This window comes from Levilinea saccharolytica (genome assembly GCF_001306035.1).
Taxonomy (GTDB): Bacteria; Chloroflexota; Anaerolineae; order Anaerolineales; family Anaerolineaceae; genus Levilinea; species Levilinea saccharolytica.
This window is the reverse complement of sequence record NZ_LGCM01000060.1, coordinates 121,661-142,143: the sequence shown is the minus strand read 5'-3', so window position 1 is coordinate 142,143 and position 20,483 is coordinate 121,661. Positions and strand designations below refer to the sequence as shown.

General features: G+C 49.7%; 15 protein-coding genes. All 15 read left to right on the top strand.

Features of this window, described 5'->3' with window-relative positions:
* Positions 1 to 14 precede the first annotated feature (14 nt).
* The 15 genes from ADN01_RS19425 (at position 15) to ADN01_RS16475 (ending at position 20,480) form a co-directional block, all read left to right on the top strand.
* Positions 15 to 1,172, top strand: a complete 1,158-nt coding sequence (locus tag ADN01_RS19425) for a glycosyltransferase family protein (protein WP_147239098.1) — start codon at positions 15 to 17, stop codon at positions 1,170 to 1,172.
* 153 nt (positions 1,173 to 1,325) lie between these two features.
* Positions 1,326 to 2,678 carry an O-antigen ligase family protein gene (locus tag ADN01_RS16545; protein WP_082142887.1) on the top strand — a complete coding sequence of 451 codons (1,353 nt, stop codon included), beginning with the start codon at positions 1,326 to 1,328 and terminating at the stop codon, positions 2,676 to 2,678.
* On the top strand, positions 2,623 to 3,801 hold the full coding sequence (locus ADN01_RS16535) for a glycosyltransferase (protein ID WP_082142886.1): 1,179 nt from the start codon (positions 2,623 to 2,625) through the stop codon (positions 3,799 to 3,801). The genes ADN01_RS16545 and ADN01_RS16535 overlap by 56 nt, the downstream gene beginning before the upstream one ends.
* 267 nt (positions 3,802 to 4,068) lie before the next feature.
* Positions 4,069 to 5,295 carry a glycosyltransferase family 4 protein gene (locus ADN01_RS16530; protein ID WP_082142885.1) on the top strand — a complete coding sequence of 409 codons (1,227 nt, stop codon included), beginning with the start codon at positions 4,069 to 4,071 and terminating at the stop codon, positions 5,293 to 5,295.
* Positions 5,296 to 5,417: 122 nt separating this feature from the next.
* Positions 5,418 to 6,791 carry a phenylacetate--CoA ligase family protein gene (locus tag ADN01_RS16525; RefSeq protein ID WP_062419145.1) on the top strand — a complete coding sequence of 458 codons (1,374 nt, stop codon included), beginning with the start codon at positions 5,418 to 5,420 and terminating at the stop codon, positions 6,789 to 6,791.
* Positions 6,784 to 7,833 carry a glycosyltransferase family 2 protein gene (locus tag ADN01_RS16520; RefSeq protein WP_062419144.1) on the top strand — a complete coding sequence of 350 codons (1,050 nt, stop codon included), beginning with the start codon at positions 6,784 to 6,786 and terminating at the stop codon, positions 7,831 to 7,833. Before ADN01_RS16525 ends, ADN01_RS16520 begins: the two co-directional genes overlap by 8 nt.
* A gap of 219 nt (positions 7,834 to 8,052) precedes the next feature.
* The gene (locus ADN01_RS16515) at positions 8,053 to 9,159 is read left to right on the top strand and encodes a glycosyltransferase family 4 protein (RefSeq protein WP_075071291.1); all 1,107 of its coding nucleotides are present in this window, start codon (positions 8,053 to 8,055) and stop codon (positions 9,157 to 9,159) included.
* 37 nt (positions 9,160 to 9,196) lie between these two features.
* Complete coding sequence (locus tag ADN01_RS16510) at positions 9,197 to 10,024, top strand: class I SAM-dependent methyltransferase (protein WP_075071290.1); 828 nt, start codon at positions 9,197 to 9,199, stop codon at positions 10,022 to 10,024.
* A 271-nt stretch (positions 10,025 to 10,295) separates the two neighbouring features.
* Positions 10,296 to 12,209: a polysaccharide biosynthesis tyrosine autokinase gene (locus tag ADN01_RS16505; RefSeq protein ID WP_062419143.1), complete on the top strand. Its 1,914-nt coding sequence runs from the start codon at positions 10,296 to 10,298 to the stop codon at positions 12,207 to 12,209.
* A 116-nt stretch (positions 12,210 to 12,325) separates the two neighbouring features.
* Complete coding sequence (locus ADN01_RS16500; protein ID WP_160318453.1) at positions 12,326 to 13,099, top strand: LysM peptidoglycan-binding domain-containing protein; 774 nt, start codon at positions 12,326 to 12,328, stop codon at positions 13,097 to 13,099.
* 208 nt (positions 13,100 to 13,307) lie between these two features.
* Complete coding sequence (locus ADN01_RS19740; protein ID WP_062419141.1) at positions 13,308 to 13,523, top strand: VanZ family protein; 216 nt, start codon at positions 13,308 to 13,310, stop codon at positions 13,521 to 13,523.
* Positions 13,524 to 13,700: 177 nt separating this feature from the next.
* The gene (locus ADN01_RS16490; RefSeq protein WP_062419140.1) at positions 13,701 to 14,723 is read left to right on the top strand and encodes a GGDEF domain-containing protein; all 1,023 of its coding nucleotides are present in this window, start codon (positions 13,701 to 13,703) and stop codon (positions 14,721 to 14,723) included.
* 261 nt (positions 14,724 to 14,984) lie between these two features.
* Positions 14,985 to 17,750, top strand: a complete 2,766-nt coding sequence (locus ADN01_RS16485; RefSeq protein WP_062419139.1) for a PAS domain-containing protein — start codon at positions 14,985 to 14,987, stop codon at positions 17,748 to 17,750.
* Entirely contained in the window at positions 17,731 to 20,043 is a 2,313-nt protein-coding gene (locus ADN01_RS16480; protein WP_062419138.1) for a LytS/YhcK type 5TM receptor domain-containing protein, read from the top strand. Before ADN01_RS16485 ends, ADN01_RS16480 begins: the two co-directional genes overlap by 20 nt.
* The gene (locus ADN01_RS16475; RefSeq protein WP_062419137.1) at positions 20,040 to 20,480 is read left to right on the top strand and encodes a response regulator; all 441 of its coding nucleotides are present in this window, start codon (positions 20,040 to 20,042) and stop codon (positions 20,478 to 20,480) included. Before ADN01_RS16480 ends, ADN01_RS16475 begins: the two co-directional genes overlap by 4 nt.
* Positions 20,481 to 20,483: the final 3 nt, after the last annotated feature.

Below are 20,483 nucleotides of genomic sequence, written 5' to 3'. Positions count from 1 at the left end.
TCTTAAAAAATCAAATGGCCAAAAAACCTTTTCTTGTAGTCTCGTATTCGATCCCGAATCGAGCATCTGGCACACCTGTTGTTATTCGAAATTTTTTGGAAAATTTCGAATGCGATGAAGTCGTTCTAATGGGACGCCCAGTTTTAAAAACAGAGAGAGTTAACAATATTCAATTCCAGTATCCGATATACAAGATTCCAGTTCCCCCCGTTGGCTTTCGGGGAGAAAGATTATGGCGTTTTCTTTCGGTTATCATGGGTGTTTTTACTGGTTTATATGCAGTAAGAGTTCATAACATAAAAGCTTTGCTGGTATTTTATCGGGATCAAAGTTCACTTTTTACGGGATATATCTTACATAAACTTACTAAACTACCTTTACATGCCTATTTTTGTGATATTTATTTGGAAAATTATCCCAAAGGTTTTGATAATAGTTTGGCAAAGTGGCTCCAACCCAGGATTTTCAAGAATGCCAGCCGGGTTTTTGTATTGACAGAGGCAATGAAAGAGTATTTTGAAAATCAATATGGTTTAAGGCCGGTCGTTCTTCCTCACTGTATTAATGATGCCAATATTACTACTCAAAATTTTTCGATGGCGTCGCCCCCATTGAAAATTGGGTATTTGGGTATTGTGAACATTGATCGGCTCCCATCATTGAAAGTATTGTGTGAGGCAATTGGTGGTGATGATCAATTTGAAATTGATTATTTCACACCTTCACCAACTGAACTTTTAAAGAATGAGGGATTGTTGGTACCCAATTCAAAATGTCGGTTTATACCGAGTAATGAAAAACTTATGGAAGAGCTGTCAAAATGTGATATTTTATTCTTACCAGTAATGATTTCCACCAAGCATAAGGAAAGAGAATTACAAGGTGTTACTGGTTTTCCAACGAAAACACTTGAGTATTTGGTGTGTCAAAAACCCATTCTGGTGCATAGTGAAAAGCATTATTTTGTTTCAAGGTTTTTTGAAGAATATCATTGTGGGTATTGTGTAAATGGTGGAGCTGGTGAAATAAGATCTGCTCTTCTTCGATTGCAAGACAACAGTCATTTAAGAGAAAATCTTTCAAAAAATACAATTGCTGCCTTAAGGTATTTTGATGGAAAAACAATCGCTAATCATTTCAGGCAAGAGATTTCAATTTATGAGAAAAAGTAAGCAGAAACCAATGAGTTCTCTCTTTTTGCCAAGAAGACATAAAGATATCCTGCGCGAAACGATGGAGGCGCAAGCCGCTTCAGCGCATCGTGGAGAGTTTTTCCTGGCAGCAGCATGTCGACCGCTGAGAGCAGCTATATCTAGGAAATTTGAATGAGTAGAGATTCTTCAACATCGTACATCAAAAGCCGCAGCACGCCACGCGATGCAGGTAAAACTATGCGCGTTCTCTTCGCGCTTTTTTCGATTTATCTGGTGCTGCCGTTGGTGGATGTTCCGGTGTTTGGCTTTTCGCTTTCAGCCGTGCTGTTTGCGTTGATATTCCTGTTATCCATCCGAAGTAAACGATACTCTTTCTCAAAATATCAGGGCTGGCTTTTGCTGGCGGTGTGGATTGCGTTTGGCGTTCTGCTTTCTTTCTTCCTGAACGGCTTCCTGAGCGGGGGAACCGACATTGAAGGCGCAAGTATCGCCGTGCATTACCTGTACTGGCTGTTCCTGTTTGTGGTGGTGCTGTACCTGCTGTCTGAAGGAGTAGTTTCGATTCAAAAGGTTGTTGAAATCCTTGGAATGTCAGTCTTTATCCTGGCGCTGCTGCGTGTTTTTGAGCTGGCCTTTTTAGGGAAAATTGGCGCCTGGACGGGGACGAGATTTTTCCCTCAGAATACCTATGGCTTTTTGTTTTCCATGTTTGTGCCAACCAACTACTATCTAATCTTGGAAAAGCGCGGCAGGGAAAAGTGGTTTGCGGTGATTCGACTTTTGGTAATTTTACTGGCGGTGCTGGTCAACGGTTCACGCGGTTCCTGGATCGCCTTGGGGATCTCTTTGGCGGCCTTTCTCATTCTGGCTGTGATTTCCATGCGCTCCGTCAAACCATTGGGAACATTTTTGCTGGTGCTGCTGGTGATATCCGTGGGGTACCTCAGCTTTCGAAACTTGATGCCGTACAATGTGGTGGCGGCCTTTGACTCTCGTTTTGGCACCTTCGACACCCTGGATACGGATAAATCCTATGGGATCCGTTTGCTGCAAACTCAAAAAGGGCTGCGTTTATTCTCGGAATCCCCTTTGGTGGGGGTTGGTCCAGGCAGGTTTCGATGGGAGTTTGTCGAGCTTGACCTGCCAGATTATTTGTCTTACGGCAGCCAGGAACACTTTAATAGGCTATCCGCCCACAACTCCTATATTGGTTTTTTGGCAGAAGGTGGGCTCATCGCCAGCATTCCTTTCGCTATGCTGGTGATCTCCCTTGCTGTATCAGGGGGCATTGGCTGCATTCGGCTGCTGCGGGCGGGTGAATATTGGGCCTTGGGGGTTTACCTATGTTTTATCAGCATGAGTGTGCATATGTGGAGCATCTCTTCGCTGACCAATACGGCAAACTGGTTTATCTATGCGCTGAATGTTGCTATGATCGAAAGAACGCATAGCTTTCCAGGAGGTGAGCATGGGGTTAAGGCTGGGGTTTCATTACCACGTTCCCGCATTATTAAAAGAGGATGAAATTTATACTCCTGGATATCAGGCAGTATTCATTGACAGTCTGGCTCCATACTGTGAAAAAATCATCTGTTTCTTGCATTCTCCACACGCAGAAGAGGCCTATCAATGCAGCAGTAAAATTCAGTCTAAAAATGTTGAACTCGTCAATATTGGACTGCATGGTTCTGTACCGCAGCGTATGCTGTATTCCAGAAGCCATACCGCCCCATTGTTTGAAAGGAAAGATGAACTGGATGCGTTGCTGATCCGCGGCCCTTCACCGCTGCTTCCTGCCATGGCTCGTCGCGTGCCGGAACTTCCGAAAGCCTTGCTGCTGGTGGCCAGCTATATGGATGGAGTGGATTCCCTTCCACAACCGCGCTGGCGCAAGGAATTGATCCGTTTATGGTCCTTTTGGAATGAATCGCAGCAGTTGAAGATTGCAAAACAAAGCCTGACTTTCGTAAATTCTGCCAGGCTTTACAATAACCTGCACGGTTCTGTCCCAAAATTGATTCAGACCAGGACGACAACAATTTCCGAAAAGGATATCGTTGTTCGCGAAGATACCTGTCAAAGGCCTCCCTATCACATTTTATTCTCAGGCAGAATAACGTCTGAGAAGGGAATATATGATATTTTAGAAGCTTTATCTTTATTAAGTAAGCAAAAAGTGGATTTTATTCTGGATCTGGTCGGCATGCCGGAAAACATAGAGTTCATGCCAGAACTATGGTCACATGCTGAGAAATCAGGAATTCGAGACCGGATTCGGTATCACGGATTCAAATCTGTTGGAGAGGAATTATTTTCTTATTATCGCCAGGCAGATGTGTTTATTATCGCATCCCAAAGCAGTGAAGGATTTCCAAGAACAATCTGGGAGGCATTTTCTCAGAGTACGCCGGTCATTGCGACTTCGGTGGGTTCAATTCCCATATTTTTAAAAAACGGGCAGGATGCTCTTCTTGCTACACCAAATTGTCCAGCTGAGCTGGCAGAATCCCTTATGCGCATCTTTTCTGATTCGGATTTACGTAAGCGGTTAATTCACAATGGGCGACAATTGGCGCAGGAAAATACGCTGGATGCTCGCGCAAAAGAGATGATTAAGAAGATCATATCTTGGTTAGAGAGGACATAATAAGGCTATTTCTAGCCCTAAAATATTGGATCGGTTTTGCAAATTAGTATTTATTTTGATTAGTTTACTTTGAATGGATTATGAAATTATCTTCGACTATAAGCTTTTCTAACGGTAGGGTAACTTAAGTTAATACGGAGCTGATAGGTAGCTATTCTACAGTGTATTACAAAGTAATCAGGCTTTATACGGAAATTTGATCTGAATTGCGTGTTTCTTTACGCAAAATACATTGAATGCCCATACGAATAAAGAATCCAGCAAATTATGGTTGAAAACTCATCCAGTAAAATAAAAATTGCAGTTTTTACCAATCAATTTCCGGGAAAAGTGAATACTTTTTTTGCTCGTGATATTGTTGCTCTAATGCAGGGCGGTTTCGATGTTGATATTTTTCCCGTGTATCCGATAAAAAAAGAGTATTGGGAATTTGTTCCGCAAAAATATCAAGATATTCTTAAAGAAAGCGCTGGATTAGTCTACCAGCCACCTTATCCTATTAGGGGGATTCCCACTTATTTACGAAAGGATGTTTCCCAAATTCTGAGAGACTCAAGCCGTTTTGGGCTTTCTCAGTGGGGTAAATCATATTATGTGATTCAACAGGCGCTTAATTGGGCAAAGTGCGTTGAAAACAAATATCAAATATTCCTATCGTTTTGGGGAAATTACGCTGCCACTTACGCTTATTTGGCAAAGAAAGCTTCTCGGAGCCAAGCCCCTTTTTCTTTTTACCTTCATGCGGGTACAGATTTATATCGGGATCAAATATTCTTAGAACAAAAAATTCTTGCAGCGTCAGTGGTTCTGAGCGTTTGTGAATTTAATAAGAAATTTCTTCAAACATTGTACCCACAAAGTTACCCCTTCTTTGAAGAAAGGGTTTTAATACACCATTTAGGAGTGAATCTAAAAGACCTTTCTTTCTGCCCAGATGGAAGGCAAGAGACTACAATATTGGCGGTTGGCAGCTTATTCCCAGCAAAAGGTTTTCATCTCTTAATAAAGGCTTTTGCACAGGTTGTTGAACGACTTCCTAATTTGGTTTTAATCTTGATTGGCGAGGGACCCGAGCGGAAGAGAATTGATCACTTGATTTGCAAATTAGGGGTAAAGGAAAAAGTCATTTTATTGGGACATCTCCCTTTTGATCAAGTAATCGGTTATATGAGAAACAGCACAATTCTTGTGCATCCGTCGCTGGGATTAGGAGATGCGGTCCCAACAGTGATTAAAGAATCCTTAGCTTTAGGATTACCTGTAATTGCATCGGATGTTGCAGGGATACCTGAGTTATTGAACCACGGCGAGTGTGGGGTGTTAGTTCCAAGTGGTGATGTAAATGCTTTATCGAAGGCCATACTCAAATTAATGACAGATGAATCTCTGCGGCTTGAATATGCTCATACTGGGAGGGAATGGGCATGCCAGATGTTCGATTTGGAGAAGACTGGCAAAAGGTTGTCTCAAATTCTTCAACAGACAGTAAAGTAAGAGGTTTACGGTTAACCTCGGACTTTATGAATAAGATAGAATGCAAATTATTGAGCTTAGTTGGGCTGTGATTTTACCGCAGTTGGAGAGCCTCTTTGAGAAATGTTTAAGCGGAGCAGATCGTGGGTAAATTGGATTCGCTCTATGGCAAGCTGCCGGTTTGGGCGCAAAATATCGGAGTTTCTGGCTACGGCGCATACTGGTATTGGCTGCGTTTTGGGCCTGGCTATCCAGCGTATGTACAGGATTTTCGTGATCGCGAGCATTATTCAGCCGATGAATGGCGGGTGTGGACCAAAAACTGCCTGACGAAGCTGCTGACCCATGCGGTGGAAAACGTTCCCTATTATGCTGAGACCTACACAGATGCGCAAAAACGAGCGGCGCGTAACGGCGATTTGAGTTCATTACCGCTTCTGGAAAAAGATGTAATCAGAAAAGATCCGCGCGCACTGGTGCGCCGGGATATCTCTGCCAGGGAGTACACTTTTCTTACCAGCGGCACAACTGGAACGCCGATTGCCAGCATTTGGACGCGCCAGGAAAACCGAAAATCACTGGCGTTGCGAGAAGTCCGGTCAGCCAATTGGGCCGGTGTGTCATTTTCCATGCCGCGTGCCACCTTTTCTGGCCGCATGGTGGAGCCAGATCCTGAAAGCCCGGGCCCGTTCTATCGCTTTAATGCAATCGAACGGCAGGTGTATTTTTCGGCGTTTCACCTGAAACCAGATACGGCCCGCCGTTACGTAGATGCTTTATGGAAGCACCATATCGTGTGGATGACCGGGTATGCGGTTTCTTATTATCTTTTGGCAAATTTCATCCTGGAGCAAGGAATTGACGTTCCACCCTTAAAAGCGATCATCACCACCAGTGAAAAATTGACGCCTGAAATGCGTGTGGTGATGGAAAAGGCATACGGCTGTCGGGTGTTTGAAGAATACAGCACGGTTGAAAATGCGCTGTTCGCAAGTGAATGCGAACACGGCCGCCTGCATATCAGCCCAGATGCTGGAATTGTTGAGGTCCTGAGACCGGACGGATCCTCTTGCGCCCCAGGTGAGGTGGGTGAAGTCGTTGCCACCTGTTTGATCAGGGATTACCAGCCGCTCATCCGCTACCGGTTGGGGGATCTGGCGGCCTTGTCAGATGAAAATTGCCCTTGTGGAAGACAGATGCCGATCATTCAAGAGGTCGTGGGACGCATTGAAGATGTGGTAATCGGTCCAGACGGCCGGCAGATGGTGCGGTTTCACGGCATTTTTGCAGGTCAACCGCATGTACGGGAAGGGCAGATCATCCAGGAGGCGCTGACCCAGATTCGGGTCAAAATCGTACCCACCGAGGGTTATAATCCGGCAGATGAAGCAGATATTATTGCGCGTGTGCAGCAGCGGTTGGGGAAAGCGGTGGATGTGACGGTGGAACAGGTGGAGCATATTCCTCGCACAAAATCTGGAAAAATGAAGGCTGTGGTTTCGAAACTCAATGAATAGAAAACCTTACGTTTCCATCCTCATCCCCATCCGCAATGAAGCTGCGTACATTGAACGCTGCCTGGATGCCGTTCTCCATCAAGATTATTCCGGGGAGATGGAATGCCTGGTGGCAGACGGCATGTCAACCGACGCCACCCGGCAGATCGTTGAGGCATATCGACAAAGATATCCTAATTTCCACATCATTGATAACCCCGGCAAGATCGTGCCTACCGGACTGAACCGCCTGATCCCGCTTGCCAAAGGGGATATCATCATCCGCGTGGATGGGCATTGTGAGATTGCTGCGGATTATGTCAGTAAGTGCGTAGCTCACCTTCAAACAGACAACGTGGATGGGGTTGGTGGCCCCATGGTGACAATAGGCGAAACCCCGTTAGCGGAAGTGATTGCCACTTCTATGAGTTCGCCCTTTGGCGTTGGTAATTCCGCTTTTCGAACCATCAGTGCAAAGACAATGTTGGCGGATTCCGTACCATTCCCTGCCTACACGCGCAAGATCATTGAGAAAGTTGGTCTTTATGATGAGGAGCTTGTTCGGAACCAGGACGACGAGTATAATTACCGCCTTCGCGAGTTCGGGGGGAAGCTTCTGCTGGCTGCTGATGTGAGATCTAAATATTATAGTCGCGGATCTTTGCATAAGCTTTGGCGTCAATATTTCCAATACGGCTTATACAAAGTACGGGTCCTGCAAAAGCACCCGCGCCAAATGAGTCTGCGTCAATTTGTGCCGCCAGCCTTTGTTTTGGCGCTGCTGGCGTCGGCGCTGCTGGCGGCCATCCCCGCGGTGCGCTGGCTTTCTCTGGCTGTTCCCACAGCCTATCTTGCGGCCAACCTGGGCGCTTCTGTACTCACCGCCCTTCGCGCGAAAAAATCCAATCGCTCCCCGCTTTCGGCTCACTATTTCCTCTTACCTATCGCGTTTGCCATCCTGCATCTGAGTTACGGCCTGGGTTTTCTGCTCGGCCTGTTCAAATTTTGGAACCGTTGGGGGGACAAACAGGGAAAGGTGCCCGCAATTAGTTTTAATGACTGATACAGTTGACCTCCCCCGCTTGCACGGAAAATTGTGCCTGTCTCATGGACGGCTGCAGCGTTACTTGAATCTTTGAAGGTTTTCAACACCCATTATTTGGCGCTCATTCAGCCTAATTATAAAGAAGCACTTAGTTTGAAGTACGACCGAAGGTAGTCATTCCATTATTTCATAATAACAAGACCTCACATACTCCACTTAGTGTGATTAGGAGGAATTATGAACAACTCATGTGTGTTTATAGCAGTCGGCGGATCTTGGCTTAATAATTCAAGCGTTCCCTCTCAATTTAAGGCCCTTGCGGATCGATTAGTTGAGAAAGGAGTGCAAGTTGTGCTTCTAGTTCAGGGAAAAATGGATGAGGAGAAATCTGTTTATCCGCATATTTACAACTGGCCCTCCAAGCGCCCGACAAAAATACAGGATGCTCTATTTCTAATCAAACTGATCAACAAATACCATCCTAATTGTTTGATCACCCAATTTGCTGCAACGAATATTATGGTCTTAATCGGATGGCTAATGAGGATACCTTTTCGAATCGTCTGGTATCACACATTAAATACTCAATTGAGATTGGATTGGTCTGACTCTCAGTTAAAATTCTTATATTTACGAGAAAGAAAAAGATTCATATATAGATTAGCGACTTGCATTGTTCCAGTATCAAACGCTGCCAAGAAAGATTTTGAACATACCTACAGGATTTATAATAAAAGCAAAGTTTTTCTTAATGGATTAATGAACCGATTGTATGAATCACTATGTCTAGCAAGTAAAGAAAATCAGTTGATTTGCGTTGCCAGGTTTGATCACACAAAAGGACATGATGTTCTTATTCGGGCATTTAGGAAGGTGATTGTTGATGTACCTGGCGCGAAATTGATTCTTTTAGGTGATGGAAAATTGCGGGAGCAATATGAGAATTTAGTCCTTGAATTGGAATTGAATAATTCCATTAAATTTCTTGGCCGAGTATCTCCAGATGAGGTGATTAGTCAACTAAGATCGTCAAAACTGTCGGTATTACCGAGCCGGATGGATAATTGTCCTTTGGCTCTTATTGAATCTTTAAGTGAATGCGTTCCTGTTGTCGCTTCTAAAGTGGGTGGAATCCCCGAGATTGTGATTGATGGAGTAACAGGCTATCTTGTGGAACCTGAGGATGAAGCCGGATTTGCATCTGCAATAACCAAAATTTTATTGGATTCTAACCTTCAATATGAAATGAGTAAGAATGCTAAAGAAGATTTCTTAAGAAGGTTTGAAATCAATAAAATTATTGACGATCAAGTAGAATGGTTACAAAAGATTGGGGTATTTTAGTTTCGGTAATTAAAATCATTTCGTGGTTGAGGTCTTTATGATTGAACTGAACTGCAGATTTTGTGGGGAGAGTTTACAACCCACCTCAATTGGGCGCATCGTAAATGGCTACGAGCTGTTTTCATGCCCAAAGTGTGAATCAATTGGTGTTTTGAGTGAACCAACGCCTGACCAGGTAAAAAAAATATACGATGAACTTTTTAGTGTTGGTGGGTATGATCAGCATCGTGAAGAATTTAGACTAATAAAGCAAGGAAAAGTTCCACGCAGCCCATATCGACATCTTTTACTAAAATTTATTGAAACCCGCCTTAAAGGGAGAAAAATGCTCGAAATTGGAGGCGGAATTGGATCCTTTGGAGTCTATGCAGAATCGCGAGGATGGGACTACACGGATTTTGACGTGTCTGAGGCCGCTGTAAATTTTGCGCATGATCTGGGGATTAAAAGCAACTGTTTTTCGTCGGCAAACCCTCCTTCCTTACCCTCTGCTGAGTATGATTTGGTCGTGATGTGGGAAGTTATTGAGCATGTTTATGACGTAAAAGGTTACCTTGATGAAATTTATCGGACACTAAAACCGGGCGGAATGTATCTTTTAAGTACCCCCAACTATTACCGTACAGCATACCAAAAAAGTGATTTCGGAATTTTGGGCTCTCCACCAGTTCATATCAATTTCTTTACAAAAAAAGCATTAGAAAGTATTTTGACAGAAAGCGGTTTTGAAAAAGTGAATGTATATAAAAGGCGATTGTACTTTCCAACGAAACTTTCCTTTCGCGAATCTAAGACCATATTTCAGCGGTTACTAGCACTAGAAGAATCTCCGACTCTGATAGGCATTGCGAGAAAACCACAATAATTTGTTATTGATCACATCACTAGAATGGTTAATATTTCCAATTAAAACATTGGTTCCTCTCCCTATTTCTCACTCCTTGAGTGCGAAAATAAGATAGCCTGCCTCATATGATCATGAAATGAATCGATTGGACGCTTTTTGTTTGCAGGAGCCTTGATCATTCCCAGATATTTAATGTCAGAGGGTTTTCATAATCATAAGCTAGGGGGCATTTCATAGAACCACTATTGATAATTTTGTGGTGAAGTTCTCCATCATAAGGACACTGTAAATGGAAATTAAAGAATATCTTCAAATTGCGCGGCGGTGGGCCTGGCTGCTGATCTTGGGATTGCTCCTGGGGGCAGTCAGCGCTTTCTTCTTTGCGAATAGCCAGACCCGGATCTATGAAAGCTCCATCCGTGTGCAGATTGTCAGCGCGGTGAAAACGGTTCCCAACATGGATTACAACTCGTATGTCGAGCAAAACCAATTGGCCCAAACCTATGTGCAGACGCTGCGTAGCCGCCCTGTGTTGGATGCCGTGGCGGAGCGAATCAACACTGCCATCACCCCAGAGCAGATCCGCGCGCAAATTGTTCAAAACACCCAATTAATTGACATTTTTGTCACCGATACCGACCCGCAGCGCGCGGCTTCGATCGCCAACACCCTGGTGGAAGTCTTTATCGAACGCAACAGCCGCATGCAGGCGGAGCGCTTCAACGAATCGGAACGCAGCCTGGAGGCGCAGATTGCGCAGATTGACGCGCAGATTGAAGCCCTGCAGTCCCGTTCCACAGCCGCGACCACCGAACAGTCTGAACAGCAGATTGAAAAAGCCAAATCGGAACTGGACCGCCTGCAAACGGAAATCCTGGCCATTCGCACCGCTCTGGATACGCTGCGCTCCCCCAAAGCGGAGGCAGGCTGGTATTCCACACCCACCCCTTCTCCAGAGATCCGCGCGGAGATTAACCAAAAAGAACTGGAGCTTAAAGAGCTGGAGACCACCTACGATCTGTACCAGCAAATCTATACTAACCTGGTGGTTTTGGGCGAGAGCCGCAATGAAAATTCGGCCAATGTGGAGCAGGAGCAAATGCAGTCCACCCTGGCGCTTTACCGCCAGATCCACGCTAACCTGCTCTCCAGCTATGAAAACATCCGCCTGGCGCGCCTCAGCAGCACGTCTAATATCGTTTCAATCGAACCGGCGATCCCGCCGGAAGAGCCGCTCAGCCCGAAACCCGTGCGCACGGGTTTGCTGGGGGGGACGGTCGGCCTGCTGTTGGCGGCTGGCATCGTTTTCCTGATTGAGTATTTGGATGACACGGTCAAATCGGCGGAGCAGGCAGAGGCGGCACTGGGCGTGCCGGTGATTGGCTTCATCGCCGAGCTGGAGCATGATCAGGATAAAGCCTATGTGGCCGAGAACCCGCGCTCGCCGGTCTCTGAGGCCTTTCGCACCCTGCGCACCAACCTGGAATTCGCGGGGGTAGACCGCCCTATCCGCAGCATCCTGGTGGTCAGTGCGCACCCTGGCGAAGGCAAATCTACGGTGGCGACCAATCTGGCGATCACCATGGCCCAGGGCGGTAAGAAAACCCTGCTGATTGACGCGGATCTGCGCCGTCCGCGCGTGCACCAATACCTCAATCTGCCCAACCGGGTTGGCCTGAGCAACCTGTTCCGCGACGCGAAATCGCTGCATGAGGTGATGGGCCAGTGGAAGGAAACCACCCTTCAGGTGATCACCAGCGGCGGGCTGCCCCCTAACCCCACTGATCTGCTGGCGTCTGACCGCATGGCGGCTGTTCTCCAATCGGCCCTGGAAGAAGCGGACGTGGTGGTAGTGGACGCTCCACCGTTCCTGGTGGCAGACGCTTCCATTTTGGCTTCGCGGGTAGACGGTGTGCTGTTTGTGATCCACCCGGGCCGCACGCCGGTGGACGCTGCCCAAGCCACCCTGGAACAGATGCGCCGGGTGGGGGCCAATGTGCTGGGGCTGGTGCTCAACCGCATTCCGCGCAACCGCCCCAATTACTACGGCGGCTACCGCTATTACTCCGGGTATTACAAGGGCGAATACAGCTATTATGACGATGAGGCGCGAGGCAACGGCAAAAAGCACTCAACATTCCGCTGGCGAACCCGTAAGAACCAGACGCAAGAAGAAAAAACCGCTGAATCTGGGCAAGAATAGTCCGCTGTTTCCTTTGTGGTGAGTTCGCTGCTGTGAAAATCTGCCCCTTCCTTGGCTTGACGCACGACCCCAAAACGCCGGCGCTGTTCCCAACCGACCGGAATTGCTGCTATCAGGTGATTCCGCTGCGAACGGTGATCAACCGTCACCAGGAGCAGTACTGCCTGTCGGGTTCGCACCAGAGCTGCCCAATTTTTCTGAACCCAGAAGATGCCCTGGCCCGCGAGGTGCTGTATGCTCAGGGGCGCCGCCAGCGAAGCCGCCGCCTGATTCTTCTTGTGCTGGCTGCCCTGGCTCTTCTAGTTTTGGCCTTTGCCGCCTGGATCTATCGGGATGTGCTCATCAACGCCAGATTCGCAGGCTCACTGCCTGTCTCACCGGAGTGGATCAGCACGCCCACGCTGGGCCTGCTTTCGGCGGCGGTCACGCCGACCGTCGCAGGCTTTGCGGCAACCGCTCTGCCTTCACCAACCCCTACCCATACGCCGCTGCCGCCGCAGGAAACATCTTCCGTTACCCCTCTGCCGGGGCTGGGAACCCCCATCGGCAGTGACCCGGCTTTTGTGATTCACCGTGTGACGGCCGGGGAAAGCCTGACGATCATCTCACGGCGCTACGGCACCACGGAGACGGCCATCCGTGCGATCAACTTGATGCTGCCGGTGCCCCTTTGGGAGAACTGGCTGGTGGTCGTGCCTTATCAATTTGAGGACGTGGCAGGACTGCCTCTTTTTGAGGTGTACCAGGTGACGGCGGATGACCTATCGGTGGCTGCCTTGGCGCAGCAATTGAATGTGGATGCTGCGCTCATGGCGCGCTATAATCACCTGGCAGAGAATGAAATTTTTGCCAACGGCCAGTGGGTTTTGGTGGCACACATGCGCCGTTGATCTTGGGCGGGTTAAGGGATAGGCAGCGCAGCATTTAGCCCTGTGCCGATCCAGTGAGAGAACGCCGCTGCAAACGACCATTTCTGGTCGTTTTTGGTTTAAACACGAAGCCGCTGGAACGGATGTAATAACGCAACACCTCACTTTGGGCAGGGCAAATGGATCAGAGCGCATCCATCACCAAAATCGCTGGCATCGTCTGGCTGTTGTGGGCGAGAACTTACTCCTGCTGGCCGTGCGCGCCTGGCGGCCGTACGGCGGGCGGGTGCCGCTGCGGGCGGTTCTGCTGTGCCTGGGGTACGCCCTGCTGGATGAAATTCACCAGCACTTCGTGCCGGGGCGCGCGTTTCAGCTGGCTGACCTGGACCTGGATCTGCTGGGCAGCACCCTGGGGGCCTGGCTGGGGCTGCGACTATTCCGTTAGGCGGCGCGCTGGCAGGCACAGTGAGGCTCTGCGGTGGAGAAAGCTGGCGCTGTCTGCACATCTGATACCTTGTGTTCTCCTTGTATAATGGTGCTGTAGCCCCTATGATCTGGCATGCTTCGTTAACGTGAAACCTGTGCCCAAACATCAAGCGCCCTCCAAGGAGACACACTAACCATGAATGACCGACCCGCTGGCTTGGCATTTATCTGCGATCCCCATGGGATTATCAAAACCATACTCATGGACGAGATCGGCGTGCGTTCCTTGGCGGTCGGCCAGTTCATTGGAAGAATTGCGGATCCTGGAAGCCGCATCAAAGTTTTAAATTTCATCGCGGACTTGCGCGCAAAAGGTGCCGCGGTCCAATGGGAAGTCAACATCCTGGTGGATGAGCGTACCGAAACGATCCCATTCTCAGGGGTCAGTCATAAAGGCTGTTTGATGATCTTGGGGTCACGGGATGTGATCGATTCGCTGCGCATGTGTGACGAATTGATCCAAATCGATCCAGAACCAGCAGCCCTTCTGCGTGCCGCGATCCAAAGTCACCTTGAATCCCATGAAAGCGAGTCTCTGGAACAATTATCCATTTACGATCAAATCAGCCGTCTGAACAATGAATTAATTAATTTGCAGCGCGATCTGATGAAGAAAAACGCCGAACTTGAAAGTCTCAACCGCACGATCCAAATGCTGGCGTCCACGGATATGCTCACGGGCCAAAATAACCGCATGGGCTTTTTTGATAAGGGAGAGCAGCAAGTCGCTCAGGCCATGCGCTATCACCATCCTTTGTCCGCCATGATGTTTGATGTGGACAAATTTAAAACCATCAATGACACCTACGGTCATTCGGTTGGCGATAAAGCATTAGCCGAGTTAGCGGCGCGGTGCCATTCTGTGTTAAGAAAGGTGGATATTCTGGGCCGTTACGGCGGTGATGAATTTGCCATCCTGTTACCGGAAACGTCTTCTGCGGGTGCCTGCGTGGTTGCCGAGCGGATGCGCCAGGCGGTCTCCCAGCCTATGCAGATCGCGGATCAGACGTTAACGGTCACGATCAGTATTGGAATTGCAGAGCTTGATCTGAAAAACGGCGATCTTGAGACCCTTCTGCAGCATGCAGATCGGGCTTTATACGCGGCGAAAGATGCGGGCCGCAACTGTATCTTTGTGGATAACGGGGAAGGCGGATAAAAGCTGCCTCATACTCACAGGCAACGGCAGCCTGGGCAAAGAATGGTGAGGTTTCCATCGATTGTTTGTAGATTGTAGGGAATTTTGCTTTGATTTGCCACGAAAAAACAGCAGCATTAGAAGACAAACACCCTATAATATGTATACAAGATTTTCGAAGGTTTTAATGTAATGTGCTAGCCAACTGCGAAACCTTGCCGACAAGATAACTGCGATTGGTTCGGCCTGTTGGCTGATGCGGCAGGAAAGGCGGTTGAGCCGATGACATTTCCAAAATTTTCCCAGCGTTTTCAATCTAATCTGCCTAACTCCCGCCGCGTTTCCGGCCCGCTGCTCGTGTTTCTCTTCACTGCCCTGGCGCTGCTGTTTGTGAGCGCGGGGTACTGGTTTTATACCCAACAGGCCCAGTCGCTGCACGCGCAGAAGACCAATGAACTGCAATCCATCGCGGCTTTAAAGGTACAGCAAATTATTCGGTGGCGGATGGAACGGCTGACAGACGCGCGCATGAATTCCACCAGCCCCTTCTTCAATCAGGCCCTGCAAAAGTGGCTGGCTGACCCGACGGATGACAGGCTGACGGCTGAGCTGCTGGAACGCCTTCAGATGATCACCGTCCAGGAAGAATACCAAAATGTAATTCTCACAGACCCGCAAGGCAATCTGCTGCTTTCCGCAGATCCACAGGTGACTTCGCTGGAGGCAGACACGCAAAAATTGGCGGCTCAGGCAGCGGCCAGCGGCGAAATACGGATGGCAGATTTTGCGCGCAGCGCTGTGAGCGGAAAAGTTACCCTGGCCATCGCTGCGCCGTTTTCCGATGGGCAGCAACCGCCGGCAGCCGTGATTGTGTTTCAGATTGACCCTGAGGAATACCTTTATCCTTTGATCCAATCCTGGCCGGTTCCCAGCCAAAGCGCAGAAACTTTATTAGTTCAAAAACAAGGCACGGACGTCTTATTCCTCAATACACTGCGCTTCCGTTCAGATCCACCTTTGACCATCCGAATTCCACTGACCGAAACCCAGGTTCCGGCCGTTCGAGCGGCATTGGGGCGTACCGGCGAATTTGAAGGCTTAGACTACCGCGGTGTGCAGGTGCTGTCGCATCTTCTTCCCATACCCGATACCCCCTGGTTCATGGTGGCCAAGGTGGATCAAGCTGAAATCCTGACTGGCGTTCGTTCGCTCGGGCTGACTGTGCTGTTGGTGGTGCTGCTTTCTGTGCTGATGACCGCGGTTCTGGCAGTGTACACTTTTAATCACCGCCATCGGGTTCTGCTTCAGAACTTGCTGATGGAAGAACAGCAGCGGCGTCAGGCTCAGGAAGAAACCCGCACAACCCTTTACAGCATTGGCGATGGGGTCATTTGCACAGACGGCGCAGGGCTGGTTACCCTGCTGAATCCCATCGCCGAAGCTCTTACCGGCTGGAGCGAGGCGGAGGCGAAGGGTAAACCGCTGGCGCAGATCTTTCACATTATTAGCGAGGAAACGCGTTTGCGGGTCGAGAACCCGGTGGAACGCGTATTGCGCGAGGGCAGCATTGTTGGATTGGCCAATCGCACGCTCCTGATTCACCGGGACGGCGGCGAACGCCCCATCGTCGACAGCAGCGCGCCCATCCGCAGCGCGGAGGGAAAGATCACCGGTGTTGTGCTGGTTTTTCGCGACCAAACAGAAGAACGTGCCGCGCAGCGAGAGCGGGCGCTGCTCAACTTTACGATTTCCACCAGTCTCAACGAAATTTATCTGTTTGATGCCCAAACCCTGCGTTTCCGCTTTGCGAATGACGGTGCGATCAAAAACCTGGGTTACAGCATGGACCAACTGCACGGAATGACCCCGTTGAGTCTCAAACCCGAGTTCACCGCTGAAACCTTTCGACAAAAGCTGGAACCGCTGTTGAGCCACGACACTGCAAACCTGGTTTTTGAAACCTTCCACCAGCGGGCAGATGGCAGCCGTTACCCGGTGGATGTGCACTTGCAGTTGTTTGAATATGAAGGGGAGCAGGTTTTTCTGGCGGTCATCAACGATATCACTGAGCGCAGGCAGGCGGAAGAAGCCCTGCGGAAAAGCGAAAGCATATTCAAGAAAATCTTTGAAATCCTGCCCATCGGCTTGTGGCTGGCGGATAAGGACGGAACGCTTATTCAGGGTAACCCGGCCGGTGTGAAAATTTGGGGGATGGAACCCAAAGTTTCTCAGAGCGACTACGGCGTTTTCAAGGCCAGGCGGCTGCCTTCCGGAGCAGAAATCGCGCCGGATGATTGGGCTCTGGCGCACACCGTGAACGAGGGCGTGACCGTTGTGGATGAACTTCTGGAAATTGACGCCTTTGACGGCAAAACCAAGATCATTCTGAATTATTCCGCCCCCATTTTGGACAGCAGCGGGCAGGTAGAAGCAGCCTTTGTCGTCAACCAGGATGTCACCGAGCGTTATCAGGCTGAAGAAGCGCTGCAGGCCAGTGAGGAACGCTTCCGCGTTGCGCAGGAAATGTCTCCGGATGGGTTTACCATCCTTCATCCTCTGAAAAACGACAAAGGCGAGATTATTGACTTCACATGGATTTATGAAAACCAGGTCATCGCACGGATCAACGGAAGGGATCCGCAGGAAGTCATCGGCAAACGGGTTCTGGATCTTTTTCCAACGTATCGGGGCACCTCCTTTTTTCAGGCGTATATTCATACGGCCCTTACTGGGAATCCTGAAATCATTGAAGATGTCTATGTGGGAGACAATTTCTCAAGGCCGAAATGGCTGCGCCTGGTCATCGTCTCGATGGGTGAAGATATTGCTGTCCATGCCCAGGATATCACCGTTCGCAAGCAGGCAGAAATGAGAATCAATGAGCAGCTGAATGAATTGAAACGCTGGCAAAAGGCCACCCTGGGGCGCGAGGGCCGCGTCCTGGAGTTGAAACGTGAGGTCAACGAGCTGCTGACTCAAATGGGACAGCCGCCGCGCTACCACAGCCCAGACTCGGGAGAGAGCCAACATGACAACCTCCTATCTTGACCTCATTCAGAACGGGGCGCTGCTGCTGGCGACGGCTTTTTTGTTTGATTTGGGCCTGGAGCGCAGGCAACTCAGCCAGCGAAAGATCTGGCAAGTATTAATTGGCCTGTTGTTGGGAGGATTAGGTATTGTTTTAATGCTGCCCCCCTGGGTGCTGGCACCTGGTCTTTTCTTTGACACCCGTTCGGTGCTGCTGGGGATTGCCGGGCTGTTCTTCGGCACACTTCCCACCCTGGTCACGATGGGCATGCTGGCTGTTTTTCGCATTCTGCAAGGGGGGGTGGGAGTGCCGATGGGGGTCAGTGTGATCCTGGTTACCGGCACGATGGGCATTCTTTGGCGGCGCTGGCGGCATAAACCGCTGGATACACTGACCTGGCGTGAGTTATATCTTTTTGGCTGGGCAGTTCATATCGCCATGCTGCTGTGCACGTTTGCCCTTCCGCTGCAAACCGCGCTCTCCACCTTAGCCGCCATCACCCTGCCGGTTCTGCTCATCTATCCAGTTGGCACCATGGCATTGGGGCTGCTGATGGTCAACCGTCTGCGCCGTCAGCGGCTTGCACACGATTTGCAGCGCTCAGAAGTTCGCCTGCGATCTCTGGTAGAAATTCTGCAAAAGCCGGTTGAATCGGTGCAGGAATTTTTGGATTTTGCCCTGGAGCAGGCGATGCGGCTGACCGAGAGCAAAATTGGATACATCTATCATTATTCAGAAGAACGGAAAGAATTTGTGCTAAACACCTGGTCCAAAGAGGTCATGGACGCATGTGAGGTGATTGAACCGCAAACCTGCTACGAACTGGATAAAACCGGCATTTGGGGCGAGGCGGTTCGTCAGCGCAGGGCGATTGTTCTCAACGATTTTCAGGCTGCCCATCCCCTCAAAAAGGGGGTTCCAGCCGGGCATGTGAGGCTGCTCAAGTTTATGACTCTGCCGGTTTTCAGCGCAGAGCGAATTGTGGCGGTGGTGGGGGTGGCCAACAAAGAAGAGGATTACGATGAAGCCGACGTCCTGCAGCTGACCCTGCTGATGGATGGGGTTTGGAAGGTGATCCAAAACAAACGGGCCGAAGAAGCTCTGCGCACCAGCGAAGAGCAGAAAAATGCCATCATGGAGAATCTTCCGTCTGCCATCATCCATATCATCGACCGCGAGTTTCGCTACGTGTCCAATTTTGGTGAAGGGCTGCAAAAGGCGGGCCTGACGAATGAGATGCTGGTGGGCAAAACCATCTTTGAGGTGCTGGGGCCAGAGCTGGGTGAATCCCTCGCCGGAGAATACCGGCAGGTGCTGGATGGCAAGACGATCCATTTTGAGGGCAGCTTTCAGGGTCAGGATTACCTGATCCATGCCGCGCCGCTGCGGGATGAGCGCGGCAATATTACCCAGATCTTAACCTTCTCGCTGAACATTACAGAAAACATTCAAACCACGCAGCAGTTTCAGGCAGCCAATGCTGAACTGCAGCGGCTTTTTGAAGAATCGAATCAACTGCGTCTGGCGCTGCTCAGCGTGGTGGAAGACCAGCGGCTGGCGCAAGAGAAGGTGCAGCGGTTGAATCGTGAATTGGAGCAGCGCGTGCGGGATCGCACCGCGCAGTTGGAAGCCGCCAACAAAGAATTAGAGGCGTTTGCCTACTCGGTTTCACACGACCTGCGCGCCCCCTTGCGCGCGCTGGACGGCTTCAGCAGCGGTTTGCTGCGGGATTATCAGGATCAGCTGGATGCGCAAGGCCAGCATTACCTGACGCGCATTCAGGGAGCCACGCGCCGCATGGGGCAGTTGATCGAGGATTTGCTGCACCTCTCGCGCGTCTCCCGCCGAGAAATGAAACGCGAAGTGATAGACCTCAGCCAGATTGCCAGGCAGATCGCGGAGAATTTGGCCGAGCAAAACCCGCAGCGGCAGGTGGCGTTTGAGATTGCGCCCGATCTGCTGGTTCGGGCGGACGCGAGCCTGATGACGATAGCGCTGGAAAACTTGCTGGGGAATGCGTTTAAATTTACCAGCCGGTGTGAACAGGCCCACATCCAATTTGGGGTGGACGGTCATGCGGATGAAACCGTGTATTTCATTCGCGATGACGGGGCGGGCTTTGATATGGCTTATGCAGATAAACTCTTTGTGCCGTTTCAGCGGCTGCACAGCGAGCAGGAATTTCCTGGAACTGGCATTGGGTTGGCCACCGTCAGCAGGGTTATCAACCGCCACGGCGGTCGAATCTGGTGTGAGTCGGAAGTGAACCATGAGACGACATTTTACTTTACGCTAGGGGGAGAAAAAGCATGAAAAAACGATACATCTTGTTGGTGGAAGACAACTCTGATGACGAAGAACTGACCTTGATGGCTTTGCGACAAAGCAATATTGCCAATGAGGTTGTGGTGGTGCACGACGGTGTTGAGGCGGTGGAGTATCTCTTCGGCAGCAATAAATCGCCTGGCCTTGGGGTGAATGACCTGCCGCAGGTGATCCTGCTGGATCTAAAAATGCCCAGACTGGGCGGCCTGGATGTGTTAAGGCGTATTCGCTCCGATCTGCGCACACAGATGCTGCCGGTGGTCATTCTGACTTCTTCCAGCGAAGAGGAGGATATCCTCTCCAGCTACCGCCTGGGCGCCAACAGCTATGTGCGCAAACCGATTGAATTTCGAAGATTTGCTGAAGCTGTTCAGCAATTGGGTCTCTACTGGCTGATTGTCAATCAAACACCACCATTGAGGTAGCGC

Bases quoted from the DNA above. Each gene is read 5' to 3' on its own strand.
- ADN01_RS16475 (WP_062419137.1), top strand. From the start codon at position 20,040: ATGAAAAAACGATACATCTTGTTGGTGGAAGACAACTCTGATGACGAA.
- ADN01_RS16510 (WP_075071290.1), top strand. From the start codon at position 9,197: ATGATTGAACTGAACTGCAGATTTTGTGGGGAGAGTTTACAACCCACC.
- ADN01_RS16545 (WP_082142887.1), top strand. From the start codon at position 1,326: ATGAGTAGAGATTCTTCAACATCGTACATCAAAAGCCGCAGCACGCCA.
- ADN01_RS19425 (WP_147239098.1), top strand. From the start codon at position 15: ATGGCCAAAAAACCTTTTCTTGTAGTCTCGTATTCGATCCCGAATCGA.
- ADN01_RS16485 (WP_062419139.1), top strand. From the start codon at position 14,985: ATGACATTTCCAAAATTTTCCCAGCGTTTTCAATCTAATCTGCCTAAC.
- ADN01_RS16530 (WP_082142885.1), top strand. From the start codon at position 4,069: ATGGTTGAAAACTCATCCAGTAAAATAAAAATTGCAGTTTTTACCAAT.
- ADN01_RS16505 (WP_062419143.1), top strand. From the start codon at position 10,296: ATGGAAATTAAAGAATATCTTCAAATTGCGCGGCGGTGGGCCTGGCTG.
- ADN01_RS16480 (WP_062419138.1), top strand. From the start codon at position 17,731: ATGACAACCTCCTATCTTGACCTCATTCAGAACGGGGCGCTGCTGCTG.
- ADN01_RS16535 (WP_082142886.1), top strand. From the start codon at position 2,623: ATGGGGTTAAGGCTGGGGTTTCATTACCACGTTCCCGCATTATTAAAA.
- ADN01_RS16490 (WP_062419140.1), top strand. From the start codon at position 13,701: ATGAATGACCGACCCGCTGGCTTGGCATTTATCTGCGATCCCCATGGG.
- ADN01_RS16515 (WP_075071291.1), top strand. From the start codon at position 8,053: ATGAACAACTCATGTGTGTTTATAGCAGTCGGCGGATCTTGGCTTAAT.
- ADN01_RS16520 (WP_062419144.1), top strand. From the start codon at position 6,784: ATGAATAGAAAACCTTACGTTTCCATCCTCATCCCCATCCGCAATGAA.